The organism is Spiroplasma endosymbiont of Dactylopius coccus (assembly GCF_977110965.1).
The window spans coordinates 267,175-291,765 of sequence record NZ_OZ373019.1; the positions used below are offsets into that span (position 1 = coordinate 267,175).

27 protein-coding genes and 2 pseudogenes are annotated in these 24,591 nt (G+C 22.6%); 17 read left to right on the plus strand and 12 right to left on the minus strand.

The window, feature by feature from the left end:
• The first annotated feature begins 26 nt into the window (after positions 1–26).
• Entirely contained in the window at positions 27–860 is an 834-nt protein-coding gene (locus ACXUB0_RS01695; protein WP_458257545.1) for a hypothetical protein, read from the plus strand.
• Here ACXUB0_RS01695 and ACXUB0_RS01700 read toward each other — a convergent pair.
• The 7 genes from ACXUB0_RS01700 to ACXUB0_RS01730 all read right to left on the minus strand — a co-directional run bounded on the left by ACXUB0_RS01700 (position 847) and on the right by ACXUB0_RS01730 (position 7,370).
• Positions 847–1,967, minus strand: a protein-coding gene (locus ACXUB0_RS01700) for an IS3 family transposase (protein ID WP_458257546.1) whose coding sequence is annotated in 2 segments (ribosomal slippage) — positions 847–1,691 and positions 1,691–1,967 — 1,122 coding nt in all. Because the reading frame shifts where the segments join, the coding sequence is not laid out codon by codon here. The two genes, ACXUB0_RS01695 and ACXUB0_RS01700, sit on opposite strands and share 14 nt — an antisense overlap.
• Before the next feature lie 748 nt (positions 1,968–2,715).
• Entirely contained in the window at positions 2,716–3,612 is an 897-nt protein-coding gene (era, locus tag ACXUB0_RS01705) for a GTPase Era (RefSeq protein ID WP_458257547.1), read from the minus strand.
• Positions 3,613–3,615: 3 nt separating this feature from the next.
• Positions 3,616–4,050, minus strand: a complete 435-nt coding sequence (cdd, locus tag ACXUB0_RS01710) for a cytidine deaminase (protein ID WP_339048710.1) — start codon at positions 4,048–4,050, stop codon at positions 3,616–3,618.
• 11 nt (positions 4,051–4,061) lie between these two features.
• Positions 4,062–4,532 (minus strand): rRNA maturation RNase YbeY, encoded by a 471-nt coding sequence (gene ybeY / locus ACXUB0_RS01715; protein WP_174480613.1) that lies wholly within the window; start codon positions 4,530–4,532, stop codon positions 4,062–4,064.
• Positions 4,533–4,699: 167 nt separating this feature from the next.
• Positions 4,700–4,984 (minus strand): hypothetical protein, encoded by a 285-nt coding sequence (locus ACXUB0_RS01720; RefSeq protein ID WP_458257548.1) that lies wholly within the window; start codon positions 4,982–4,984, stop codon positions 4,700–4,702.
• Positions 4,984–5,571 carry an ATP-binding cassette domain-containing protein gene (locus ACXUB0_RS01725; protein ID WP_458258772.1) on the minus strand — a complete coding sequence of 196 codons (588 nt, stop codon included), beginning with the start codon at positions 5,569–5,571 and terminating at the stop codon, positions 4,984–4,986. Before ACXUB0_RS01725 ends, ACXUB0_RS01720 begins: the two co-directional genes overlap by 1 nt.
• A 678-nt stretch (positions 5,572–6,249) precedes the next feature.
• Positions 6,250–7,370, minus strand: a protein-coding gene (locus ACXUB0_RS01730) for an IS3 family transposase (protein ID WP_458257549.1) whose coding sequence is annotated in 2 segments (ribosomal slippage) — positions 6,250–7,127 and positions 7,127–7,370 — 1,122 coding nt in all. Because the reading frame shifts where the segments join, the coding sequence is not laid out codon by codon here.
• Positions 7,371–7,580: 210 nt separating this feature from the next.
• On the opposite strand from ACXUB0_RS01730, the gene ACXUB0_RS01735 reads away from it, so the two are divergent.
• The 13 genes and pseudogenes from ACXUB0_RS01735 to ACXUB0_RS01795 all read left to right on the plus strand — a co-directional run bounded on the left by ACXUB0_RS01735 (position 7,581) and on the right by ACXUB0_RS01795 (position 17,323).
• Positions 7,581–7,724 (plus strand): hypothetical protein, encoded by a 144-nt coding sequence (locus tag ACXUB0_RS01735; protein WP_338979228.1) that lies wholly within the window; start codon positions 7,581–7,583, stop codon positions 7,722–7,724.
• 176 nt (positions 7,725–7,900) lie between these two features.
• Complete coding sequence (locus ACXUB0_RS01740; protein ID WP_458258773.1) at positions 7,901–9,304, plus strand: glycine--tRNA ligase; 1,404 nt, start codon at positions 7,901–7,903, stop codon at positions 9,302–9,304.
• 16 nt (positions 9,305–9,320) lie between these two features.
• Complete coding sequence (gene dnaG, locus ACXUB0_RS01745; RefSeq protein WP_458257550.1) at positions 9,321–11,096, plus strand: DNA primase; 1,776 nt, start codon at positions 9,321–9,323, stop codon at positions 11,094–11,096.
• Between the two features lie 32 nt (positions 11,097–11,128).
• Positions 11,129–12,481: a sigma-70 family RNA polymerase sigma factor gene (locus ACXUB0_RS01750; protein ID WP_458257551.1), complete on the plus strand. Its 1,353-nt coding sequence runs from the start codon at positions 11,129–11,131 to the stop codon at positions 12,479–12,481.
• Positions 12,482–12,489: 8 nt separating this feature from the next.
• A complete protein-coding gene (locus ACXUB0_RS01755; protein ID WP_458257552.1) occupies positions 12,490–12,816 on the plus strand; it encodes a Nif3-like dinuclear metal center hexameric protein in 327 nt (108 codons plus the stop codon).
• The gene (locus ACXUB0_RS01760; RefSeq protein WP_458258774.1) at positions 12,813–12,887 is read left to right on the plus strand and encodes a hypothetical protein; all 75 of its coding nucleotides are present in this window, start codon (positions 12,813–12,815) and stop codon (positions 12,885–12,887) included. The genes ACXUB0_RS01755 and ACXUB0_RS01760 overlap by 4 nt, the downstream gene beginning before the upstream one ends.
• On the plus strand, positions 12,884–13,096 hold the full coding sequence (locus ACXUB0_RS01765) for a Nif3-like dinuclear metal center hexameric protein (RefSeq protein WP_458258775.1): 213 nt from the start codon (positions 12,884–12,886) through the stop codon (positions 13,094–13,096). The genes ACXUB0_RS01760 and ACXUB0_RS01765 overlap by 4 nt, the downstream gene beginning before the upstream one ends.
• Before the next feature lie 39 nt (positions 13,097–13,135).
• Positions 13,136–14,258: pseudogene (locus ACXUB0_RS01770) on the plus strand (IS3 family transposase).
• Between the two features lie 31 nt (positions 14,259–14,289).
• Entirely contained in the window at positions 14,290–14,466 is a 177-nt protein-coding gene (locus ACXUB0_RS01775) for a Nif3-like dinuclear metal center hexameric protein (protein ID WP_458258776.1), read from the plus strand.
• 90 nt (positions 14,467–14,556) lie between these two features.
• Positions 14,557–14,970, plus strand: a complete 414-nt coding sequence (locus tag ACXUB0_RS01780) for a UPF0758 domain-containing protein (protein ID WP_458257553.1) — start codon at positions 14,557–14,559, stop codon at positions 14,968–14,970.
• Between the two features lie 107 nt (positions 14,971–15,077).
• Complete coding sequence (locus ACXUB0_RS01785) at positions 15,078–15,515, plus strand: JAB domain-containing protein (RefSeq protein ID WP_338979790.1); 438 nt, start codon at positions 15,078–15,080, stop codon at positions 15,513–15,515.
• A gap of 366 nt (positions 15,516–15,881) precedes the next feature.
• Positions 15,882–16,481: a LemA family protein gene (locus ACXUB0_RS01790; protein WP_252319773.1), complete on the plus strand. Its 600-nt coding sequence runs from the start codon at positions 15,882–15,884 to the stop codon at positions 16,479–16,481.
• A gap of 197 nt (positions 16,482–16,678) precedes the next feature.
• Complete coding sequence (locus ACXUB0_RS01795) at positions 16,679–17,323, plus strand: hypothetical protein (RefSeq protein WP_458257554.1); 645 nt, start codon at positions 16,679–16,681, stop codon at positions 17,321–17,323.
• 351 nt (positions 17,324–17,674) lie between these two features.
• Here ACXUB0_RS01795 and ACXUB0_RS01800 read toward each other — a convergent pair.
• Together ACXUB0_RS01800 and ACXUB0_RS01805 are read right to left on the minus strand one after the other, a co-directional pair.
• A protein-coding gene (locus tag ACXUB0_RS01800; RefSeq protein WP_458257555.1) for an IS3 family transposase occupies positions 17,675–18,795 on the minus strand; the annotation gives its coding sequence in 2 pieces (ribosomal slippage) (positions 17,675–18,519 and positions 18,519–18,795; 1,122 coding nt in all).
• A gap of 474 nt (positions 18,796–19,269) precedes the next feature.
• The gene (locus ACXUB0_RS01805) at positions 19,270–19,383 is read right to left on the minus strand and encodes an IS3 family transposase (RefSeq protein ID WP_458258777.1); all 114 of its coding nucleotides are present in this window, start codon (positions 19,381–19,383) and stop codon (positions 19,270–19,272) included.
• Positions 19,384–19,485: 102 nt separating this feature from the next.
• Here ACXUB0_RS01805 and ACXUB0_RS01810 point away from each other — a divergent pair, with 102 nt between their 5' ends.
• From ACXUB0_RS01810 to ACXUB0_RS01820, 3 genes are all read left to right on the plus strand, one after another.
• Positions 19,486–19,704 (plus strand): hypothetical protein, encoded by a 219-nt coding sequence (locus tag ACXUB0_RS01810; RefSeq protein WP_458257556.1) that lies wholly within the window; start codon positions 19,486–19,488, stop codon positions 19,702–19,704.
• 85 nt (positions 19,705–19,789) lie between these two features.
• Positions 19,790–20,002, plus strand: a complete 213-nt coding sequence (locus tag ACXUB0_RS01815; protein ID WP_458257557.1) for a hypothetical protein — start codon at positions 19,790–19,792, stop codon at positions 20,000–20,002.
• 100 nt (positions 20,003–20,102) lie between these two features.
• Entirely contained in the window at positions 20,103–20,939 is an 837-nt protein-coding gene (locus tag ACXUB0_RS01820) for an IS3 family transposase (protein ID WP_458257558.1), read from the plus strand.
• Between the two features lie 58 nt (positions 20,940–20,997).
• Here ACXUB0_RS01820 and ACXUB0_RS01825 read toward each other — a convergent pair.
• The 3 genes and pseudogenes from ACXUB0_RS01825 to ACXUB0_RS01835 all read right to left on the minus strand — a co-directional run.
• Positions 20,998–21,729, minus strand: a pseudogene (locus ACXUB0_RS01825) (IS256 family transposase); the annotation flags it as partial.
• A 23-nt stretch (positions 21,730–21,752) separates the two neighbouring features.
• Positions 21,753–22,873, minus strand: a protein-coding gene (locus ACXUB0_RS01830; RefSeq protein WP_458257559.1) for an IS3 family transposase whose coding sequence is annotated in 2 segments (ribosomal slippage) — positions 21,753–22,597 and positions 22,597–22,873 — 1,122 coding nt in all. Because the reading frame shifts where the segments join, the coding sequence is not laid out codon by codon here.
• A gap of 365 nt (positions 22,874–23,238) precedes the next feature.
• Positions 23,239–24,222 (minus strand): OTU domain-containing protein, encoded by a 984-nt coding sequence (locus ACXUB0_RS01835; RefSeq protein WP_458257560.1) that lies wholly within the window; start codon positions 24,220–24,222, stop codon positions 23,239–23,241.
• Positions 24,223–24,591: the final 369 nt, after the last annotated feature.

Genomic DNA, 24,591 nt, shown 5'->3' on the forward strand with positions numbered 1-24,591 from the left:
AAAAAAGTAAAAGAGGAAAAAAACTTATGCATTTTAAAAAATTATTAACAATGTTTACTATAACATTTTTTGCTAGTTCAGGGACTATGCTTTCAATTAATACTCATGTTTCTAATAACAAATTAATTAAAAATTGTTTGGTTAATAACCATGAAACATTTTCAAAATTGGAAGGAACTAGTGGTGTAATTCAATCAATAACTAGTGATCAAAAAGGCAATTTTTATGCTGCTAATGATGAAGGTATTATTTATTATATTAGTGAAAATAATAAAGATATTAAACCAATATTTAAAAGTGAAGGTATTATTCAAGCAATAGCAACTTCTAATAATGGTAATGTTTATGTAGCTATAAAAGAAACAAAAAATGAAACAAAAATTTATATAAAAAATAATGATAGTAATAATTTTAAACTACTTGAAAAATTTGATTTTAACTTATTATCAATGATAGTCTATACTTCTAATGATGGTGAAGAATATCTTTATATGGGTACAGATAATGATGTTAAAGCATATTATCAATCATTTGGACAAGAATGATTGCAAACTATTCCTGGAACTAAAGGAAAAATTTCTGCAATAATTAAAGATAATAATGATAAATGTATTTACGCTGCTACTACTGATGGTCAAATTTATAAAACTATTGGTGGTGATCAAAAATTTAAGGAACTTCTTACTACTGGTAGTAAAATTACTGATTTAACATTTGATAATTTAGGTAATGTTTATGCTACTGAGATGTCAGGGCAAGTTTGAAAAAAAGATAATAATAAGAATTCTTTTTTTAGATTTCAATTACATCCATTATCAAATTGTGGAATGGCAACACTTTTTAGGACTATTTTTTGGTAGACACTTGTTCTTGATATTTGATAGGAGTTAAGTAGTTTAAAGTGCTGTGGATTCTTATGTTGTTGTATCAATTGATATAATCAAATAATTCTAATTTTAATTGGATTAATGATGTAAAATTTTTATCATTAATAAATTCAGTTTTGAAAGTTTTAAAAGTTGCTTCAGCAACAGCATTATCATAAGGACAACCTTTTTTGCTTAAAGATCGAGTAATATTGAATGCTAATAAAAGATTATTAATAATTTTATTGTTAAATTCATTACCTCGATCACTATGAAATATTTGGATATCTTTTAAACAGCGATTTGATTGCATAAATGCTTGATATACTAGTAATGCATCTTTTTTAACTCCAACACTATGTCCAATAATTTCGCGGTTAAATAGGTCTATTAATAGGCAAATATAGTTTCATTTACCATTAACTTGAACGTAAGTTAAATCACTAACAATAACTTCATTTTTAACCCTATTATTAAAGTTTCTATTAACAAGATTGGTTATTTGACTATTATTGACTTTATTATGATGATTTTTGAATGATAATTTAGTGTATTTTGATATTAAATTATGCTTATTCATAATTTCTTTAATTTTTCTGCGTGATAAATAAATTTCTTGGTTTTCTAAAATTTTTTTTAATCTTCTAGTACCATAAACTTCTTTATTTTCTTTAAAAGCACTAATAATAGCTTCATCATACATATTATTTTTGATTTTATTTTCTTTTTTCTTTAAGTTAAAATAATATGTTGATTTAGATATTTTCAAAAAACGACACATTGTGCGAATTTTATATTTAACTTTATTTTTAGCAATAATTTCTAATTTCTGCCTATTATTAGTGCTGCTTGCTTTAAAATATCATTTTCCATTCTTAATTGTTTTAATTCTTTTCTTAATTTAATTAATTCATTTTCTTCAACAGAACGATTATCTTTAGTTTTAAAACTACCTGAATTAGTAAATTGCTTAATTCAATTATAAGTAGCTGCTCTTGTAACATTGTACTCTTTAGCAAGACAAGACACTGACTTACCGCTTTGATATAAAGCTACTATTTGTTTTTTAAATTCATCTGAATATGAGTTAATATTGGCCATAATTATACTTCCTTTCTTTTCACTAATTTGTTCACTTGTCTACGTAATTAGTGTCCAATAAAGTGTAACCCATCCAAGCTACTATTTTTAACAACTGTGTTGTAGTTCATTGTTTTAATTCCCTAAGAACCTGTTTGGAATCTTTTAAACATAATTAAACTAAAAAAGGGAATAATTATTTCTAACCTGACAGTTAATTAACATTTTATTTTCTTTGTCATTTTTTTGTTAAAAAGATTTTATCATTTGACAACTTATCGATTAAAAATTTATTTTTCAACTATAAAATAACATTTATGATATTAATTTAATCAAAAATAAGTTAAAAAAGATCCTAAACAGGTTCTAACACGTGTTGATAATAGCGTTAAAGACGGTTCTTAAAAATTTTAAAATTTTACAATTACAAAAAAAAGACAAGATTTTTATTCTCGTCTTTTGTCATTTATTTTTAATTCAAGGGTAAAAAAAGAAAGGAGCTATTTTTAAAACTTTTTAGTTACCGACATCTTCGGTACGCTCCCAAACTTTTTATTTTTTTATATGTTATACATAAGTTTGAACAATCATAATTTTGATTAAAGATAAAAATTCAACAATCTAAAAGACTATATTTATTTAAATTGATTTTTATTTCTGGTAAAGAAACTATTTTAACACCATAATTTGATGTTAAAATGGTAACATTATTTATTGATTTAATGTAGTTAATGTTTAAAATCAAACCAGTATCAATATTAAACATATTTTAACTATAACCTAACTCTTTTAATTTTCTAGGATTATTTCTTCAATCAGGTATTACTTTTACAAAAGTTTTTAATATAATATGAGAATCAAAAATACTTTCTAAATCTGTTCTAGCTCTTATTCCAATTTCTTTAATCATACTACCTCCTTTACCAATAATAATTCCTTTTTGTGAGTCGCGTTCAACAACAATAACAGCATTAATATCAGTAATATTAGTATTTGGATTATAATTAATACTTTCAATTAATACTGCTACACTATAAGGAATTTCTTCTTCTGTTAAATTTAAAATTTTTTCACGAATAATTTCCTTAATTAAAGTATTATCTGAAACATCATCGTTATTTTCAATTAAATAATTCTTTTCACCAATTGGTAAATACTCATATAGTTTTTTCAATAATATATCTAAGTTCATTTCTTTTATAGCAGAAATTGGAATTATTTCTTTAAATGGTAATAAATCTTTTCAATCATTAATTTTATCCATTAATTTTTCTTTTGTTACTAAATCAACCTTAGTTAATAAAAGTAGAATAGTTGTATTTACCCTTTCTGATAATAATTTAATAATATGTTTATCGCTATTTCCAATGTATTCATTACATGGCGCTAATAAACAAATAATGTTAGTTTCTTTAGTGGCACGGTTAGCATCGCGATTCATCATTCGTCCAAGTTGGTTATTATGTTTATGAATGCCGGGAGTATCAAAAAATATGATTTGCATATCATCACTATTATAAATACCTTGAATTTGATTTCTGGTTGTTTGTGGTTTATTAGATACAATTGCCTTTTTTTCTTGAAGAATGGTATTTAATAAAGTTGATTTTCCAACATTACTTCTACCAATAAAACTAACAAAACCTGATTTAAAATTATTAGTCATAAATTAATTCCCTTTCAATGAACTTGGTTTAAACGCTAAAGGTAATAAGTCTTTTACTAATATTTTACAAATTATTTTAGTATCATTATTTTCATTTTTATTACTAATATAAACAGGGCATGTTTCTGGCATAATTTCAATCATAAATTGACGACACATACCACAAGGAGAACCAACCGTTTCACTATCAGTAATTAAAAATAGACTAATAATATCTTCTTTTTTATAACCTTGAGCAATAACTTGTGACAAAGCTGCTCTTTCAGCACAAATACCTACTGAGTATGCAGCATTTTCAACATTTACTCCTAACACTTCTTTACTATTTTTCAAAATTACTATTGCAGCAACTCTAAATAAAGAATAAGGCGCATAAGCATTTTTTTGTATTACTTTTGCTTTTTTCAATAATACTAATAAATCTATATCTTGTTCCATTATACCACTCCTTATTTTCTAGTAATACCAAGAATATTTAAAATTTCATCTTGTAAATCAAACATAACCTTTTCTTCTACACTATTTTGATGATCATATCCTAATGTATGAAGTAATCCATGAATAAAAAGAAATGATAATTCTCTAATTAAACTATGACCATATTCTTGTGCTTGCGCTACTGCCTTTGAATAACAAATATAAACATCGCCTAAATCTCTAATATCAATATTAATATTTGGAAAATCATCATCATTATTTCCAAATGATAAAACATCAGGAACATAATCTTTATGACGATACATTTTATTTAATTCAATACTAGTCTGTTCGTCATTAAAAATAACAGCAATACACCATGTAATTTTCTGTTTTAACTTAATAGCTACTGCATTTAAAATATTTTCTGATAAAATATTAAAATTTTTAATGTCATAGTTATGATCATTGTAAATATTTACAATATTAATTTTTGCTGGCATTTATCTACCTAACTTCTTTTTGATTAAATTATATCAATATTTACATTTATGTTGTAATATTATTTCAAATAAATGTTAACAAACTTTCTTTACCAATAATAATTATTAATACCATTTGATTTAAATATGTATTAGAATTAATGTTTTCTTCAATTAAAAGTTGATTATTATCATTTCATTTTGGAAAAAATTGTTAAGTAACATTTATTAATAGAGAAAAAAATAGTAATTTGATTAAAACTATTAAACTTTAAACATTCTTCTCTTTTAAAATCTAATAAATAAGCAAAGTGTCCCTTATTTTCATATCTTGTCTCACTTATAAAAATAGTTTGACCATTAACAGCATAAACATGAGGAATATTAATAATTTTTAAACCTAATAAGAGTCCTAAAAAAAGAAAAATTGAACTACTTCCTAATAAATAAGTACTTTTTCTAAAAAAAATCATTACTCATTACCATCTATACTTTTATAATTATTTAAATCAATTACATTTTTAAATAATTTTACTAGTGTTAAATCATGACCTGCATAAATAATAATTATTTTTTTATAATGATTCAATAATAAAGTTATTAACTTTATTTTTAAATCATTATTGATGTTACTCAAAATTTCATCTAATAAAATTACTTTTCAATCATAAAAAAATAAACTTAAGAAAATAATTATTTGTTTTTGACCTTGACTAAGATTAGCCCCATATTCTTGACAATAATAAAATGTTGTTAAACCTAAACTGCCCAAGAGATCATTAAATCCTAATTTTTGAAAATTTATTAATTTTTCTTTTGTAATATTAAATGATAAAATATTTTCTAAAACTGTACCGTTATGAATAATAGAATTTGAATGCAAATAAATACATTTTTTTTGTCAAAATTCATATGAAATATTATCTAATCCAATTTCATTATTAATTAAAATCTTACCTTTAAAAGGCACATATTTCTGAATTAATAATGATAGTAAGGTTGTTTTACCAATGCCAGAAGGACCAATAATAATATTACTTTGTTTTAATATTAAATTTAAATTACTAAAAACTACTTTATTTCTTAGAACCTGTTTGGAATCTTTTAAACATAATTAAACTAAAAAAGGGAATAATTATTTCTAACCTGACAGTTAATTAACATTTTATTTTCTTTGTCATTTTTTTGTTAAAAAGATTTTATCATTTGACAACTTATCGATTAAAAATTTATTTTTCAACTATAAAATAACATTTATGATATTAATTTAATCAAAAATAAGTTAAAAAAGATCCTAAACAGGTTCTTAGATTAAAATAGCAATCTTTTAATACTATTTTATTAATTGATATTGAAAAAAAATTTTTGTTATTCTTATATTGTAATCTACAATTAATAAAATTATTAAATCTTTGAAATGATTTAATAAAAACCGGAAAGAAAATAAGACTATTACCAATATTTTGAAAAAAGAATTAATATAAATACTAATACTAGTAATAAATATTAATTGAGATAGATTAATTTTACCATCAAAAATTAATATTAATGATAAATATATAGTAATAAAACTAATAATATTTTTAATAAAACTTGTTAACGAACTATTATTAATAACTAAATTATTTAATTGTCAATAATTATTAGAGGTTTTTTAGAAATCTGTGTATCTTTGTTTTACAAAGTACTAGTTAAGATTAATTCTATCTTCAAATTGGAATGGCAACACTTTTTAGGACTATTTTTTGGTAGACACTTGTTCTTGATATTTGATAGGAGTTAAGTAGTTTAAAGTGCTGTGGATTCTTATGTTGTTGTATCAATTGATATAATCAAATAATTCTAATTTTAATTGGATTAATGATGTAAAATTTTTATCATTAATAAATTCAGTTTTGAAAGTTTTAAAAGTTGCTTCAGCAACAGCATTATCATAAGGACAACCTTTTTTGCTTAAAGATCGAGTAATATTGAATGCTAATAAAAGATTATTAATAATTTTATTGTTAAATTCATTACCTCGATCACTATGAAATATTTGGATATCTTTTAAACAGCGATTTGATTGCATAAATGCTTGATATACTAGTAATGCATCTTTTTTAACTCCAACACTATGTCCAATAATTTCGCGGTTAAATAGGTCTATTAATAGGCAAATATAGTTTCATTTACCATTAACTTGAACGTAAGTTAAATCACTAACAATAACTTCATTTTTAACCCTATTATTAAAGTTTCTATTAACAAGATTGGTTATTTGACTATTATTGACTTTATTATGATGATTTTTGAATGATAATTTAGTGTATTTTGATATTAAATTATGCTTATTCATAATTTCTTTAATTTTTCTGCGTGATAAATAAATTTCTTGGTTTTCTAAAATTTTTTTTAATCTTCTAGTACCATAAACTTCTTTATTTTCTTTAAAAGCACTAATAACAGCTTCATCATACATATTATTTTTGATTTTATTTTCTTTTTTCTTTAAGTTAAAATAATATGTTGATTTAGATATTTTCAAAAAACGACACATTGTGCGAATTTTATATTTAACTTTATTTTTAGCAATAATTTCTACTTTCTGCCTATTATTAGTGCTGCTTGCTTTAAAATACCATTTTCCATTCTTAATTGTTTTAATTCTTTTCTTAATTTAATTAATTCATTTTCTTCAACAGAACGATTATCTTTAGTTTTAAAACTACCTGAATTAGTAAATTGCTTAATTCAATTATAAGTAGCTGCTCTTGTAACATTGTACTCTTTAGCAAGACAAGACACTGACTTACCGCTTTGATATAAAGCTACTATTTGTTTTTTAAATTCATCTGAATATGAGTTAATATTGGCCATAATTATACTTCCTTTCTTTTCACTAATTTGTTCACTTGTCTACGTAATTAGTGTCCAATAAAGTGTAACCCATCCAGAATTCAGTTTAACTTTACTAATTGTATTAATTGTAATCAAATAACTAATTTGTATTTAATTAATTATGATTTGGGTGGTATTTTTTGTAAAAATTGTTTTTTAGAATTAGATATAATTAATTTTGACATTGTTTTGTTTAAAAAAATATATCAACTTTATTTATTAAATTATCAAGATATTAATAAATGAAAAGTTGAAAAAGAAGAACTTAATAAAATTCTTAATATTTTAGAAAACCACTGTCAAAAATATAATAATAAATTAATAATTACATAAATATTTTAATAATTAGTTGTTATATTATTTTTAATAATATATAACACCTATAATAGGTTGACAAAACCTATCTATGAACATATTATTAACAAGATTATTCTTTTTAGAGATTTTATATATTATTTAAGATATTTAAGAAAATTTTTATGATTAATGGAGGGGCAATGATTAATAGAATTATCAATGATAAGTCAATGAAGGAAATAATTACTCATTTAAAAGAAAATGGTTTTATTTTTCAAGGATCAGAAATTTATTCAGGTCTTGCTAATAGTTGAGATTATGGTCCGCTTGGTGTAGCACTTAAAAATAATATTAAGAAAAGTTGATGAGTTTTTTTTGTCGAAAAAAATCCATACAATGTTGGGTTAGATAGTTCAATTATTATGAAATCTAAAGTTTGAGAAGCTTCAGGGCATTTGAGTAATTTTAGTGATCCATTAATTGATTGTAAAAAATGTAAGTCTCGATTTCGAGTTGATAATTTAATTAATCATTATTTTCCTATTATTAATTGTGATAATTGAAGTAATGAAAAATTAGAAACATATATTAATCAAAATCATATTAAATGTATTAAATGCAATAATGAAGATTGAACTAAAGTTAGACAATTTCAATTAATGTTTGAAACATATCAAGGTGTTTTAAAAGAAGATAAAAATAAAATTTATTTAAGACCTGAAACTGCACAAGGAATATTTATAAATTTTAATAATGTAAGAAATAGTTATAATAAAAAAGTACCATTTGGTATTGGTCAAATTGGTAAAAGTTTTAGAAATGAGATAACTCCTGGTAATTTTATTTTTCGTACTAGAGAATTTGAACAAATGGAATTAGAATTTTTCTTTATTCCAAAGGATAAAAATGATAACACTTGATTTAATTATTGAGTTGATCAATGTAAAGAATTTCTCTCTCTAGTAGGTTTATTGAATTCAAAAAATATAAAATTTAAAAATCATGAACAAAATCAACTAGCACATTATGCATTAGCAACTACTGATATTGAATATAATTTTCCTTTTGGTATGAGTGAATTATGTGGTATAGCTAATCGCGGGAATTATGATTTAACAAAACATAGTGAGAATTCTGGTGTAAATTTTGAAATTCAAGATCCTAATGTTACAGTAAAAAGAATGGTTATTCCTTCAGTTATTGAACCTTCAATTGGTGTTGAAAGGCTTTTATTAGCTTTAGTTTGTGAAGCATTTACAAAAGAAGTTTTAAAAGACGATAAAGAACGGTTAGTGTTAAAATTAAATAAGAGTATTTGCCCTTATCAAGTAGCTGTTATGTCTTTAAATAAAACAAAATTGGGTAAAGAGGCATATGAAATTTTTGAAATGTTAAATAAAACACAATTAAGAGTAATTTATGAAGCATCATCAAGTGTTGGTAAATCTTATCGTTATCAAGATGGTATTGGTACTATGTATTGTGTAACAATTGATTATGACACAAAAACTAAAGGTACTGTTACAATTAGAGATCGTGATACTACAAATCAAGTTATAGTTAAAGTTGATCAACTTAAAGAATATTTATATGACAAATTAGACATTATTTGTTAGAATTGTGTGAAAAAATATGGATATCGAGTTTAATAAAAAAATTAATGAAGTTAAAGCAAAAATTAATATTGTTGAAGTTATGGGTAAATATTTAAATTTGATCCGTAAAGGCAATAATTTTTGAGCTATCTGTCCTTTTCACGAAGACTCTACTCCTTCATTATCAATTTCACAAGAAAAACAAATTTATAAATGTTTTTCTTGTGGTGAACAAGGAAACGTTTTTATTTTTTTACAAAAATATAAAAATATTAATTTTATTAATGCTCTTAAAGAAGCAGCAGATAATGTTAATTTAAATTTAAAAGAGTTTGATATTAATTTATCTGAATTTAATGTTGAAACTAAAAAAAATCCACTAAAAATTTTAAATAATATTGCAATGAATTTTTTTAGTTATCAGTTACTAACTGATATTGGTCAAGAAGCAATGAAATATTTACAAAATCGTAATATTACTACTGAAAATATTAAATATTTTAATATTGGTTATGCACCTATTAATAATGAATTAATAGATTATCTTAACGCACAAGGTTATAAAGATAATATTGAATTTGTAAAATTAGGACTTATGAAAATTAATAATAAGGATCAACTTCTTCCTACCTTTTCAAATCGAATTATGTTTGCTATTAAAGATGAAGATGGAGATTGTGTTGGTTTTTCTGCAAGAAATTATAATAGAGAAGATAAAAGTTATAAATATATTAATAGTCCAGAAACAGATTTTTTTAAGAAAAGTAAAATTTTATATAACTTTAATAATGTTAAAAATTATATTAAAAAAAATGAAGTTATTTATTTGACTGAAGGTTTTATGGATGTTATTGCTCTAAATAATCAAAATATTAAAAATGTTGTTGCTTTAATGGGAACAAATTTAACAAAAGAACATATTTTACTTTTAAAAAAAATTACTATTAATATTATTATTTTTTTAGATGGTGATTTACCAGGAAAAATAGCATCTTCAAAAATAGCTAGTGTTTTATTATCAAATAATTTTAAAGTACAAATTATCAATAATGATACTAAATTTGATCCTGATGAATTAATAAATAAATTTCCTCAAAAATTTTATGAAATAATAAAAAAAACCATTCATCCTTTTGAATTTGCAATTAATTTATCATTAACTAAATATAACATTAAAAAAGATAGTTATGAACTTAATGAATTTTTAAAATCATTAGTTCCAATTTGAACAAAAATCAATGATGTTATTACTAAAAAGTTTTACTTAAATATGTTAGCAAAAATAACTAATTTATCCACTGAAGACTTAATACAAATTTTAAATATTGATAATAATTTAGTAACTACAACTTTTAGTATCAAAAATAAATCTAAAATAGAAGTAAAAAATATTTTTTTTGAAGCACAAGAACAACTTATTTTTTTAGTAATGTTATCAAAAAATGTTTATTTAATTTTAGAAAAAGAAAAATTTATTTTTCCAAATCAAGATTTTATGAATTTATACTTTTTAATTAGTCAAAAATATCAAAATAATCAAATAGAAGCAATTAATTTTGATTTAATTTTAGAAGAACTTAAAGGTAATTCACTTTTAAATATTTTAGAAAAACTTCTTGATAAATATAAAAATAAAAAGTTTGATTTAAAACCTCAAATTATTAATGATTACTTAAAAATTATTAATAATCAACTAATTGATTATGAAATAAAAATGATCAATGATAAATTGAAATCTGAAAAAAATATTGAAAAACAAATATTGTTATTAAAAGAAATATCAGTATTAAAAAATAAAATAAAGAAAAAATAAGTATGATGATAAATTAAGGATAAGGTGAAAATATGGCTGTTATAGAACAAAAAACGAAATTGAAAAAACTTTTAACTTTAGAGGAAGTAGAAAGTAATTTAATTAAAAAATTAGAAAAGAGTCAAACAAAAGAATTAAAACAAGAAGATGTCATTAAAGGGTTTGCACATTTAAAATTAGATGATGATACGATTGAGGAAATTTTTGATCGGTTAGAAAAAGAAGGAGTAGTCTTTACTGATATTTTGATGGATGAAGTTGAAGATGATGCTAATTTTACCGATATTGATGATGAACAATTACCTGATGATTTAGATATTGATATTTTAGTTAGTGATTTGAGTTTTAAAAATACAATGGGGATCTCTAATGATACAAGAAGAAAAGATGGAATTAAGTCTTATTTTAATATTTTGGGAACAAGTCAAATATTGAGTCAAGGTGAGGAAATTAAATATGCTAAAATGTTAGAATCAAAAGATGTTGAGGAAAGAACATATGGTCGTGAGCAATTAATTAAATCAAATTTAAAATTAGTAGTTTCTGTTGCTAGAAAACATTTAAATCGTGGTTTAGATTTTGCTGATTTAATTGAAGAAGGTAATATTGGTCTTATTAAAGCAGTTGATAAATTTGATTATCGCCGTGGTTTTAAATTTTCAACTTATGCTACTTGATGAATTAGACAATCAATTACACGAAGTTTAGCTGATCAAGGTAAAATGGTTCGTGTACCTGTTCATATGGTTGAAAGAATTAATAAGTTAACAAGAATTGAAAGAAACTTAACACAAGAATTAGGTCGTGATCCTACTCATGAGGAAATTGCCAATAAAATGGGACAAAACATGACAGCCGATCGTGTTCGTGAAATTAAAAAACTTGCTATTGAACCAGTATCTTTAGAAAAACCAATTGGTGAAGAAGATGATACACATTTTGGTGATTTTATTAAAGATAAAAATATGCTATCTCCCGATGAATATGCTGAAAGACATTGATTAAGAGAACAATTGGATCGTGTTTTTGCTGAAGTATTAACAAAACGAGAAGAAAAAGTTATTAGAATGCGTTTTGGAATTTTACCAACAAAATTAAGAATATTATTAGAACTTTGTGAAGATGAAAAAGAAATTACTGAATTAAAAACAGTAGTTAATAATTTACAGTTACACTATGATACTAGTTTAGATAAAACAGAATTGTTAAGTGATAAGGTTGTTCATCGTCATATTACTAAGTACGATTCTCCAAAAACTCTAGAAGAAGTTGGTAAAGAATTTATTGTTACAAGAGAAAGAATTAGACAAATAGAAGCAAAGGCAATTAGAAAATTAAAACATCCGTCTAAATCTAAACATATTAAAGAATTTTATAAAGGATAATAGTTAAAATGTTAACTATCAATAATATAATTAATGTTTTAGAAACATATTTTCCTTTAAAAGATGTTTGTGAATGAGATTTTTCAGGAATACAAATTAAATCAAAAACAAAGACCAATATTAATAAAATTTTAGTTTGTTTGGATGTTACTAATGAAGTTTTAACTGAGGCCATTAATAATAATATTGATTTAATAATTTCTCATCATCCATTAGTTTTTGCCAAAGATATTAATCAATCTAATATTTCAAATTGAAAAAAAGAATTATATAGTAAAATACTAATAGCAGAATTAATGTATATTCATTACATACTAATTTTGATATATCATTAGTAGGTATGAATATGTTGATGGCTAAAGAATTAAAAATTAAAAATATTCATTTATTAATGAAGAAAAGTTAGCAATAGTTGGTAAATTTGATAGACAAATGCCATTAAAAGAATTAATTAATAACTTAAAAAAATATTTTAATGTTGCAAATATACAATTGGTTAATAATAAATTGAGTGATAACAATATAGTGACTGTTGCTTTATCTGCTGGTGCTGGTGGTGATATTATTAGTAATTTATCTGGATGGGTTACACTTTATTGGACACTAATTACGTAGACAAGTGAACAAATTAGTGAAAAGAAAGGAAGTATAATTATGGCCAATATTAACTCATATTCAGATGAATTTAAAAAACAAATAGTAGCTTTATATCAAAGCGGTAAGTCAGTGTCTTGTCTTGCTAAAGAGTACAATGTTACAAGAGCAGCTACTTATAATTGAATTAAGCAATTTACTAATTCAGGTAGTTTTAAAACTAAAGATAATCGTTCTGTTGAAGAAAATGAATTAATTAAATTAAGAAAAGAATTAAAACAATTAAGAATGGAAAATGATATTTTAAAGCAAGCAGCACTAATAATAGGCAGAAAGTAGAAATTATTGCTAAAAATAAAGTTAAATATAAAATTCGCACAATGTGTCGTTTTTTGAAAATATCTAAATCAACATATTATTTTAACTTAAAGAAAAAAGAAAATAAAATCAAAAATAATATGTATGATGAAGCTATTATTAGTGCTTTTAAAGAAAATAAAGAAGTTTATGGTACTAGAAGATTAAAAAAAATTTTAGAAAACCAAGAAATTTATTTATCACGCAGAAAAATTAAAGAAATTATGAATAAGCATAATTTAATATCAAAATACACTAAATTATCATTCAAAAATCATCATAATAAAGTCAATAATAGTCAAATAACCAATCTTGTTAATAGAAAATTTAATAATAGGGTTAAAAACGAAGTTATTGTTAGTGATTTAACTTACGTTCAAGTTAATGGTAAATGAAACTATATTTGCCTATTAATAGACCTATTTAATCGCGAAATTATCGGACATAGTGTTGGAGAGTTAAAAAAGATGCATTACTAGTATATCAAGCATTTATGCAATCAAATCGCTGTTTAAAAAATATCCAAATATTTCATAGTGATCGAGGTAATGAATTTAACAATAAAATTATTAATAATCTTTTATTAGCATTCAATATTACTCGATCTTTAAGCAAAAAAGGTTGTCCTTATGATAATGCTGTTGCTGAAGCAACTTTTAAAACTTTCAAAACTGAATTTATTAATGATAAAAATTTTACATCATTAATCCAATTAAAATTAGAATTATTTGATTATATCAATTGATACAACAACATAAGAATCCACAGCACTTTAAACTACTTAACTCCTATCAAATATCAAGAACAAGTGTCTACCAAAAAATAGTCCTAAAAAGTGTTGCCATTCCACTAACAATATTGATTTATTAATTACTGGAGAAATGAAATGAAACTATATTATGGAAGCTAAAGATAGAAAAATTAATGTTATTTTGGTTGGTCATTATATGGAGCAAAAATTTGTTGATTTTCTTTTTCAATTACTTATTGAAAAAGAAAATCAACAAAAGTTAAAATTTTTAAATATAATTTAGAAAATCCTATTACTTTTTTTTAAACTTATAAAATTTAAAAAGGAAAAAACTATTTTTTAAATAAAAATAAGTTTTAGGGGGTTGATAAATATGATTTTAGAAGATTTAGAACCAATGACTGATCAAGAGTGTCAGGCAGTTAGTGGTGGTTTTGCTCAATTTTTAATGGGTGCCATGTTAGCAGGGATAGCAATTCCTGTTATTAAAAATTTATGAAATAGTGTTTCAGGAAGTATTAAGTTACCAGGTGGTATTGAAAGTAAATGAGATAGTTCTAAAGATGATAGTAAAGATTTAACAAAAATTAAAGATGAATTTAATAAATTTCAAGAAAAATTAACACATTTAATACCACCTTTTATGAATTTTAAAGAACTTAATAATACAAAAAAACCAAGAAAAAAAGCCATTAAATATGGCTTTGACGCTCTTAGTGATAATGAATTATTAGCAATTATTTTGCGAACAGGAACTAAAGAAAAAAATGTATTATTTTTAGCGTAAGAAATAATTACTAATTTTAATGGTCTTGAAAATTTAAATAAAGTAACTATTAAATCTTTGATGAGTATTAAAGGTATTGGTGTTAGTAAGGTTTTAGAAATTTTAAGTTGTTTAGAAATAGTAAAAAGAATAAGAACTATTGAAAGTCAAAAAAATATTTTAAAATTATTATTCCCGAAGATGTTTTTAATTTAGTTAATGCATATTATCAAAATTTAACGCAAGAACATTTTTATTTATTATTATTAAATAATCAAAATAAATTAATTCATCAAAATTTATTATATAAGGGTACTAATGATACTATGAAAATTGATGTTAAAGATATGTTGCATCTGGCACTTATTCATAAATCAAGTAAAGTAATTTGTATTCATAATCATCCTAGTGGTAATAGTGAACCCTCACTATCTGATTTATATATCACCGAAGAAATTAAAAAAAATTTTCAGGTTTTTAATATTACCTTAGTTGATCATATTATTATTGGCAAAGGTAATTATTTTAGTATAAATTTAAATAAAAAATATTATAAGTTTAAATAAAAACTTAAAAAAATACATTACTTAAATTTAAAAATATAGTAAAATTATTATGGTTTAGTGTGTAAATAATATTTAACTTACCAATAATGGACTAGTTATTAAACATAGTTTGTTATTAGAACCTGTTTGGAATCTTTTAAACATAATTAAACTAAAAAAGGGAATAATTATTTCTAACCCGACAGTTAATTAACATTTTATTTTCTTTGTCATTTTTTTGTTAAAAAGATTTTATCATTTGACAACTTATCGATTAAAAATTTATTTTTCAACTATAAAATAACATTTATGATATTAATTTAATCAAAAATAAGTTAAAAAAGATCCTAAACAGGTTCTTAGATATTGATAAGAAAGGAGAAAATTATGTCAACAATTAAACCAAGCAATGAATCATTTACTGCCCAACCGTCACTATTTGGAAAAATTATGGTTTATTTATCTTTTGTTTTAATATTTCCAATAATTTTATTTATTGTTTCTCGTAATAATTTTCTAAGATTACAACAATCAATTGAAGAAACTGCTTCTGATATTGATGTGCAATTAAAGCGTCGTTTTGATTTATTAACAAAATTAGTAGATGCTACTAAAGGTTATATGAAATTTGAAAAAAGTACATTAACAGATGTTGTATCTTTACGAAGTGGAAAAATGGAAACAATGAGTGATCTTTCAAAAGCAGATAGTGGACTTAATGCAGCTTTTGGAAAATTTAATGCTTTATTAGAAAATTATCCTGATTTAAAAGCAAATACTACTGTTTTACAATTACAATCAGGTGCCAAAGATTGTGAAGATAATATTGCTGCTGCTAGAAGATTTTATAATGCTAATGTTAAGGTGTTCAATAGTAAAATTAAAACCTTTCCAAGTAATGTTGTAGCATCAACATTAAATTTAGTTTCAAAAGATTACTTTCTTGCATCAGATAGCGATCGTCAAGATATTAAAATTGATTTATAAAATTAAAATTTATATTAATTAGATTTAATTCTTTTATTATTTATTTCATTTTTTATTTAAGAAAAATTATATTTTGGTATAATCTAACTCATTAAGTAAGTTCTTAATAAATATTAAAGAAAGTAGTAAAGTAATATGAATATTTTTTTCAAATTTTTTCAAATTTTTCTTTTTTAATGTTTTTATTATGAATTTTTTTGTTTGCATATTTATTTTTTAAAATTATTAAAAATAAATTAGTTATTAATTATAAAATATTAAATTTTCAAAGAAAACATGTTTTTGGTAATATTAGTTATCAAAAGATTTTTTATTTATTATTATTAATGTTTTTATTAACGCAAGTTTTACCATACAATATTGTTTTTAATAATAGTTTACAAGTTACTCAAGTTTATCGTTTTCAAAATTTTATGATGTTAAATTATTTCATTTCTATTTTTAAACTTTTAACTTTTTATTTTTTTATTTTTAGTTTCTTTTTAGGAATTAATAATAATATGGAAAAAAAATATACTTTACAATTTATTAGTTTTTTGTTTCTTTTTATAAATTTATTTTTCAATTTAGTTGCTATTCCTAATCAAACATTGAATTTATTAAATGCTATTAATATTTTTTCTGTTATTCCTTTTATTTTTATATATATTTTAGTTTTTTTAAAACAATTATGAAGTATATTTTTATTACTTGCCAAAAATGAAGAAAACTATACTTTGTTGTTAAATACTACTACTAATAGTAGTAATTCAAAATTATTAGTTTCTGATATTTCTATAATCAATTCTAAAGTTATTAAAAGAAACATAAGTTTTAATAGTAAAAATAAAAAGGTTTTTTAAAAGATAAAATTTTAAAAGACTATATAGTTGTTAATGGTTGAAAAATGAGTTTAATTCAATAAATTTAAAACATAATACATATAATAAAAATTAATTTCATTTTACAATTAGTAAAAAAAATATAGTGATGAAAATAAGTACGTTCTTATTAAAATATTTAGTAAGTAAACAATTGATTTGTATTTTTACAAAAACGTAAAATACCATTTTAAAATACTAAAAATATTATTTGTTAAAAAATAAATATTTTTAGAATAATCTTAATTTTAAAAACCACAAAATGCCATTATATCCTTACAAATAATTATCAATAATTATATTTTAAAAGTGGAATGGCAACACTTTTTAGGACTATTTTTTGGTAGACACTTGTTCTTGATATTTGATAGGAGTTAAGTAGTTTAAAGTGCTGTGGATTCTTATGTTGTTGTATCAATTGATATAATCAAATAATTCTAATTTTAATTGGATTAATGATGTAAAATTTTTATCATTAATAAATTCAGTTTTGAAAGTTTTAAAAGTTGCTTCAGCAACAGCATTATCATAAGGACAACCTTTTTTGCTTAAAGATCGAGTAATATTGAATGCTAATAAAAGATTATTAATAATTTTATTGTTAAATTCATTACCTCGATCACTATGAAATATTTGGATATCTTTTAAACAGCGATTTGATTGCATAAATGCTTGATATACTAGTAATGCATCTTTTTTAACTCCAACACTATGTCCAATAATTTCGCGGTTAAATAGGTCTATTAATAGGCAAATATAGTTTCATTTACCATTAACTTGAACGTAAGTTAAATCACTAACAATAACTTCGTTTTTAACCCTATTATTAAAGTTTCTATTAACAAGATTGGTTATTTGACTATTATTGACTTTATTATGATGATTTTTGAATGATAATTTAGTGTATTTTGATATTAAATTATGCTTATTCATAATTTCTTTAATTTTTCTGCGTGATAAATAAATTTCTTGGTTTTCTAAAATTTTTTTTAATCTTCTAGTACCATAAACTTCTTTATTTTCTTTAAAAGCACTAATAATAGCTTCATCATACATATTATTTTTGATTTTATTTTCTTTTTTCTTTAAGTTAAAATAATATGTTGATTTAGATATTTTCAAAAAACGACACATTGTGCGAATTTTATATTTAACTTTATTTTTAGCAATAATTTCTACTTTCTGCCTATTATTAGTGCTGCTTGCTTTAAAATATCATTTTCCATTCTTAATTGTTTTAATTCTTTTCTTAATTTAATTAATTCATTTTCTTCAACAGAACGATTATCTTTAGTTTTAAAACTACCTGAATTAGTAAATTGCTTAATTCAATTATAAGTAGCTGCTCTTGTAACATTGTACTCTTTAGCAAGACAAGACACTGACTTACCGCTTTGATATAAAGCTACTATTTGTTTTTTAAATTCATCTGAATATGAGTTAATATTGGCCATAATTATACTTCCTTTCTTTTCACTAATTTGTTCACTTGTCTACGTAATTAGTGTCCAATAAAGTGTAACCCATCCACTATTTGATATCCTAATTTATTTTAAAATGTGTTATAATAAAATTGTATTAAATTAAATTTAAATTAGAAAGGTGATTAAAATATGACTTGATGAATATGAGTGATTATTCTTACAATTTGTATAATTATTTCTGCAAGTGTTGGTTTTTTTATTGGCAAAAAGACTAAATAAAAATTTTTAATAGAAGTCAAGTAATAGTGGGTTTGCTCTTGTTATTTCGTAACTCACTCCAACGAGTTTACCTCGTTGTTAGCTACCCTAACAAATAACTTTTTGTTAGGGTAGCGATTTTTAAATTTTATTTCGCTTTTTTTAAAAATATTATTTAACCGATTTCTCATCACATGTACGTGCAGAGGAACAAATGAAAATGGAATGAGTCCAATCGAATATCGATTAGCTCATTCCTTTTAATTTTATTTGAGGTCGATGGTTATTATAAAAGTAAATATATTTAGGTAAATTTTCCTTTATTCATTCAATAGTTCTATTTTGGAAAATAGTGATTAAAAATTATTTATTACACATTTTTAGTTTTTAAAATATATAATTTTATTGGATATTTTAAGGGTAAAAAAATATTCAAAAATAATAATAAGGGAGAAGATAAACATGCCATGAGAACCAATTGATAAATTAAGTCAAGCGGATAAAGATAAACATAACAAAGATGCTGAACGAATAAATAAAGCTTGAGGAGAAAAAAACGAACGAGAAAGACGAGAAAGAGTTGCCAATGCTCTTGGATTTGAAAAAGATAAGTCAAAAGTAAACAGTGAAGGTTCAACAAGTAAAAATCAAAGTTCTAGTAGTAAATCACAAAAAATGTAAATATTATATGAACATCTAGAATAAAGTAGACACAGAATTGTAACCTTTGTGTTAAAAATACTTTAAGGAAGGTGTTCATTTTTTTATGGCTAAATGACTATCAAAAGAAGAAAAGTTAAAAATAATAAAAATAAGTAAAATTAAAACAATTGATAAAACCGCATTAGAGTATGGTATTGGTCGATCATCAATAAAAGAATCAATTAAAGCATATAAATTATTAGGTGAAAAAGGTTTAGAATATGGCAATGGAATTCGTGCTAAAAAACCAAAAGAACAGGTCGATCCAAATCTTTAAATTTTAATGAAATGACAAAACAAGAATTAATTGAATATATTGGGCAATGAATTATATAAAAAAGTATTTAGAAAAATCGACAAAAAAGAAGAAATATTTTGTGATTTTCTCATTGAAGAAAAAATATCAGATTAGTTATTTATGTTGATTATTAAATGTTTCAAAATCAGGATATTATAAATGAATTAAGAATGGAATGAATGAATTTAATAAATGAGATACATTTTTAGCTAATATAATTAAAAATATTTTTTATGAATTTCAAGAAATTTATGGTTATAAAATGATAACTTTATGAATTAACAAAATTTATAATTTAAAATTAAAATTTCATATTGTATATAGATATATGAAAAATATGGGTTTAAAAGCTAAGGTTCGCATAAAAAAAATTGATTATAGAACTAAATCAGGAAGTTTAAGATATGATAATTTATTAAAACGTGATTTTTCAACCACTAATTTAAATCAAAAATTAGATACTGATATAATTTATTTATTAACTAATGGTAAAACATATTATTTATCAATTGTTAAAGATTTTCATAATAATGAAATATTAGATTATAAAATAAGTGCAAGTTTAGACATGACATTTGTTGTCCAAAATATTATCCAAACTTGAGTTAATACTCAAAAACCTACTTCATGAATTTTACAATCAGATCAAGGATTTCACTATACAAATCCTTCTTATAAAATTTTATGTGATGAATTAAAAATAAAAATTTCAATGTCTAGAAGAGGTAATTCCTGTGATAACGGTGTTACTGAAACTTGATTTGGAACAATGAAAACAGAATTTCTATATCAAATTCCAAGAAAAAATAGAACTATTGAATGAATAAAGGAAAATTTACCTAAATATATTTACTTTTATAATAACCATCGACCTCAAATAAAATTAAAAGTAATGAGATGTTCTGTTTTAGGATAAACTGATTGTATTGCTTCGAGGCTTTTTAGAAATCTGTGTATCTTTGTTTTACAAAGTACTAGTTAAGATTAATTCTATCTTCAAATTTTATCATAAAATGAGCAATTGCTGTATTTCAATTTTGAATGGGCATTGTTCATTTTTTTGTTATATTTTCAATTGCTAAATAAAATATTTTCAATTCTTCCATATCATTAGGAAAAACTTTTTTATTTCTGATAACTTTTCGTAATTGACTATTAACAGATTCAATAGCATTTGTGGTATAAATTACTTTTTTAATTTCTGTTGGATAACTAATAAAAACTATCAAATTTTCTCAATTTTTATATCAAGATTTAGCAATTTGAGGATATTGTTTATTTCACTTATTTTCAAATGTTTCTAAAGCCTACATTGCTTGTTCTTCACTACATGCAGTATAAATTGGTTTTAAATCTGCAACTAGAGATTTTCTATGCTTATATGAGACATATTTCAAACTATTTCTAATTTGATGAACGATGCATAATTGATGTTCTGTTTTAGGATAAACTGATTGTATTGCTTCTGACATTCCTGTTAAATTATCATTACAAGCAATAAGAATATCATTTAAGCCTCGATTTTTCATTTCTGTGAAATTGGATAATCAAAATTTAGAACCTTCATTTTCACTAATTCATAAGCCTAAAACATCTTTTTTACCTTCTAAATCAACTCCTAAAGCTATATACACAGATTTGTTAATAATGCGTTTATCTTGTCGTATTTTAACTACTATGCAATCAAAATAAACAATCGGATAAATTGGAATGGCAACACTTTTTAGGACTATTTTTTGGTAGACACTTGTTCTTGATATTTGATAGGAGTTAAGTAGTTTAAAGTGCTGTGGATTCTTATGTTGTTGTATCAATTGATATAATCAAATAATTCTAATTTTAATTGGATTAATGATGTAAAATTTTTATCATTAATAAATTCAGTTTTGAAAGTTTTAAAAGTTGCTTCAGCAACAGCATTATCATAAGGACAACCTTTTTTGCTTAAAGATCGAGTAATATTGAATGCTAATAAAAGATTATTAATAATTTTATTGTTAAATTCATTACCTCGATCACTATGAAATATTTGGATATCTTTTAAACAGCGATTTGATTGCATAAATGCTTGATATACTAGTAATGCATCTTTTTTAACTCCAACACTATGTCCAATAATTTCGCGGTTAAATAGGTCTATTAATAGGCAAATATAGTTTCATTTACCATTAACTTGAACGTAAGTTAAATCACTAACAATAACTTCATTTTTAACCCTATTATTAAAGTTTCTATTAACAAGATTGGTTATTTGACTATTATTGACTTTATTATGATGATTTTTGAATGATAATTTAGTGTATTTTGATATTAAATTATGCTTATTCATAATTTCTTTAATTTTTCTTCTTGATAAATAAATTTCTTGGTTTTCTAAAATTTTTTTTAATCTTCTAGTACCATAAACTTCTTTATTTTCTTTAAAAGCACTAATAACAGCTTCATCATACATATTATTTTTGATTTTATTTTCTTTTTTCTTTAAGTTAAAATAATATGTTGATTTAGATATTTTCAAAAAACGACACATTGTGCGAATTTTATATTTAACTTTATTTTTAGCAATAATTTCTACTTTCTGCCTATTATTAGTGCTGCTTGCTTTAAAATATCATTTTCCATTCTTAATTGTTTTAATTCTTTTCTTAATTTAATTAATTCATTTTCTTCAACAGAACGATTATCTTTAGTTTTAAAACTACCTGAATTAGTAAATTGCTTAATTCAATTATAAGTAGCTGCTCTTGTAACATTGTACTCTTTAGCAAGACAAGACACTGACTTACCGCTTTGATATAAAGCTACTATTTGTTTTTTAAATTCATCTGAATATGAGTTAATACTGGCCATAATTATACTTCCTTTCTTTTCACTAATTTGTTCACTTGTCTACGTAATTAGTGTCCAATAAAGTGTAACCCATCCATCACATTATAAAATTGGATTAATGGAACAAGGAATTTATTTTCATTTTAAACCAGAACAAATGATAATTACTGATAATCAAGAATCAAGAATTAAAACTTAATAATGTGGGAGGAAATTTACATAATTATGATGATGAAAACAAACATTTACCAAATTCTTTTTTTTAATATAAATGCAACTATTAAATACCAAGTAAAATAAATTTAAAAATATACTAAAAATAACCAAATATTTGGTTATTTTTTATTAATATAACAAATCAATAAATACAAAAGTGATAATACTAATTAATTAGTATTTGTATTAGTAATTTCTTTTAATAATTGTTGATCTCCTGTTTTTGAACCATTAATTATTGGTTTAATAAATGATTCAAAAACAAGATTAGGATTTGTAAATAATTGTTCTTGATTATTTAATTCAAAAATAGATTTTTCTAATATTTCATTTTTTTGATGTGCTGGTACTTTAATTATATCTTCAATAAAAATATCAATTATAGCATTTTGTGTTTCTTCATTAATTTCTTTATCAGAGAACTGATTTTTAAGTTTCAATCTAGCATTAATTAAAAAATCAGCACTTTCCTCTCTTGGAAATGAAATACTTTCTTGAAAACTATTATTACCTGAATTAACTTCAAATGAAGGTGTTACTACTTTTGTAGTTTCTTCCTCATTTCTTTTTGCTGGTGTTTGATTAGTAACATTTGAAAAATATTGATAATGTCGAGCTTGATAGTATAACTTCACTTCATTATTAGCAATTACATTATCTGGTTCAAATCTTTCCCTACTTGCAATATCAAAATCTTCATTAATCCTAATAATATCACAATTTAAAATATTACAAATTGCTTCAATTTCAACAGAACCTGTTATTTCACCATTTTTTCTCATTTGTTCTAAAGTTTTTCTTATTTGTGTATCTTCACTATTGTTATGATATAATTCTTTATTTTTTTTATTAATTTCACTATCTAATAACATTGATCTAAAATTAGCTTTATTATTTGGACGTTTTGTATCTAAATTTGTTTCAATATAATCACAAATACGATTACGAAAGACTTTAACTAATTTTTCATTTTCTTTATCATCAAAATTAAAATCAGCAAAATTAAAAATTCGTTCTCAACCGAATTCTATACCAAAAAGCGATTTATATCTTGTTTTAAATTGGTTTTTATTAGTTTTAACTTGTTCTAAATATGAAACGATTACTGCTCATAATAAACAATTACCATCTCTTTGTACATATTTAATTGCCATGGTGATGTGTGCTCCTTTAAACGAAAAACAGTTACTAAAATAAAATAATAAACTGAAATTTTAAATAAATATATTGGAATTTTAATACTCGTTGCTTTGCAATTCATCGTAAATTGGTAATAAATATTACTACTTATAATATAACAAAAAAACAAAAAAAATAATAGCAAATCATTATTAAAATATTATATATAAATATTTCATAATTTAATTTTATTTAATAAAAAATATATTATAATACTTTCCTAACAAAATAAAATTAACCTATAAATAAAATATAAGGAGATTTTTAGAAATGAAAATTCAGAAACTTAAAAAAATAAATTTAATAACACTATCACTATTGATTTTAACTATTTTGGTTATATT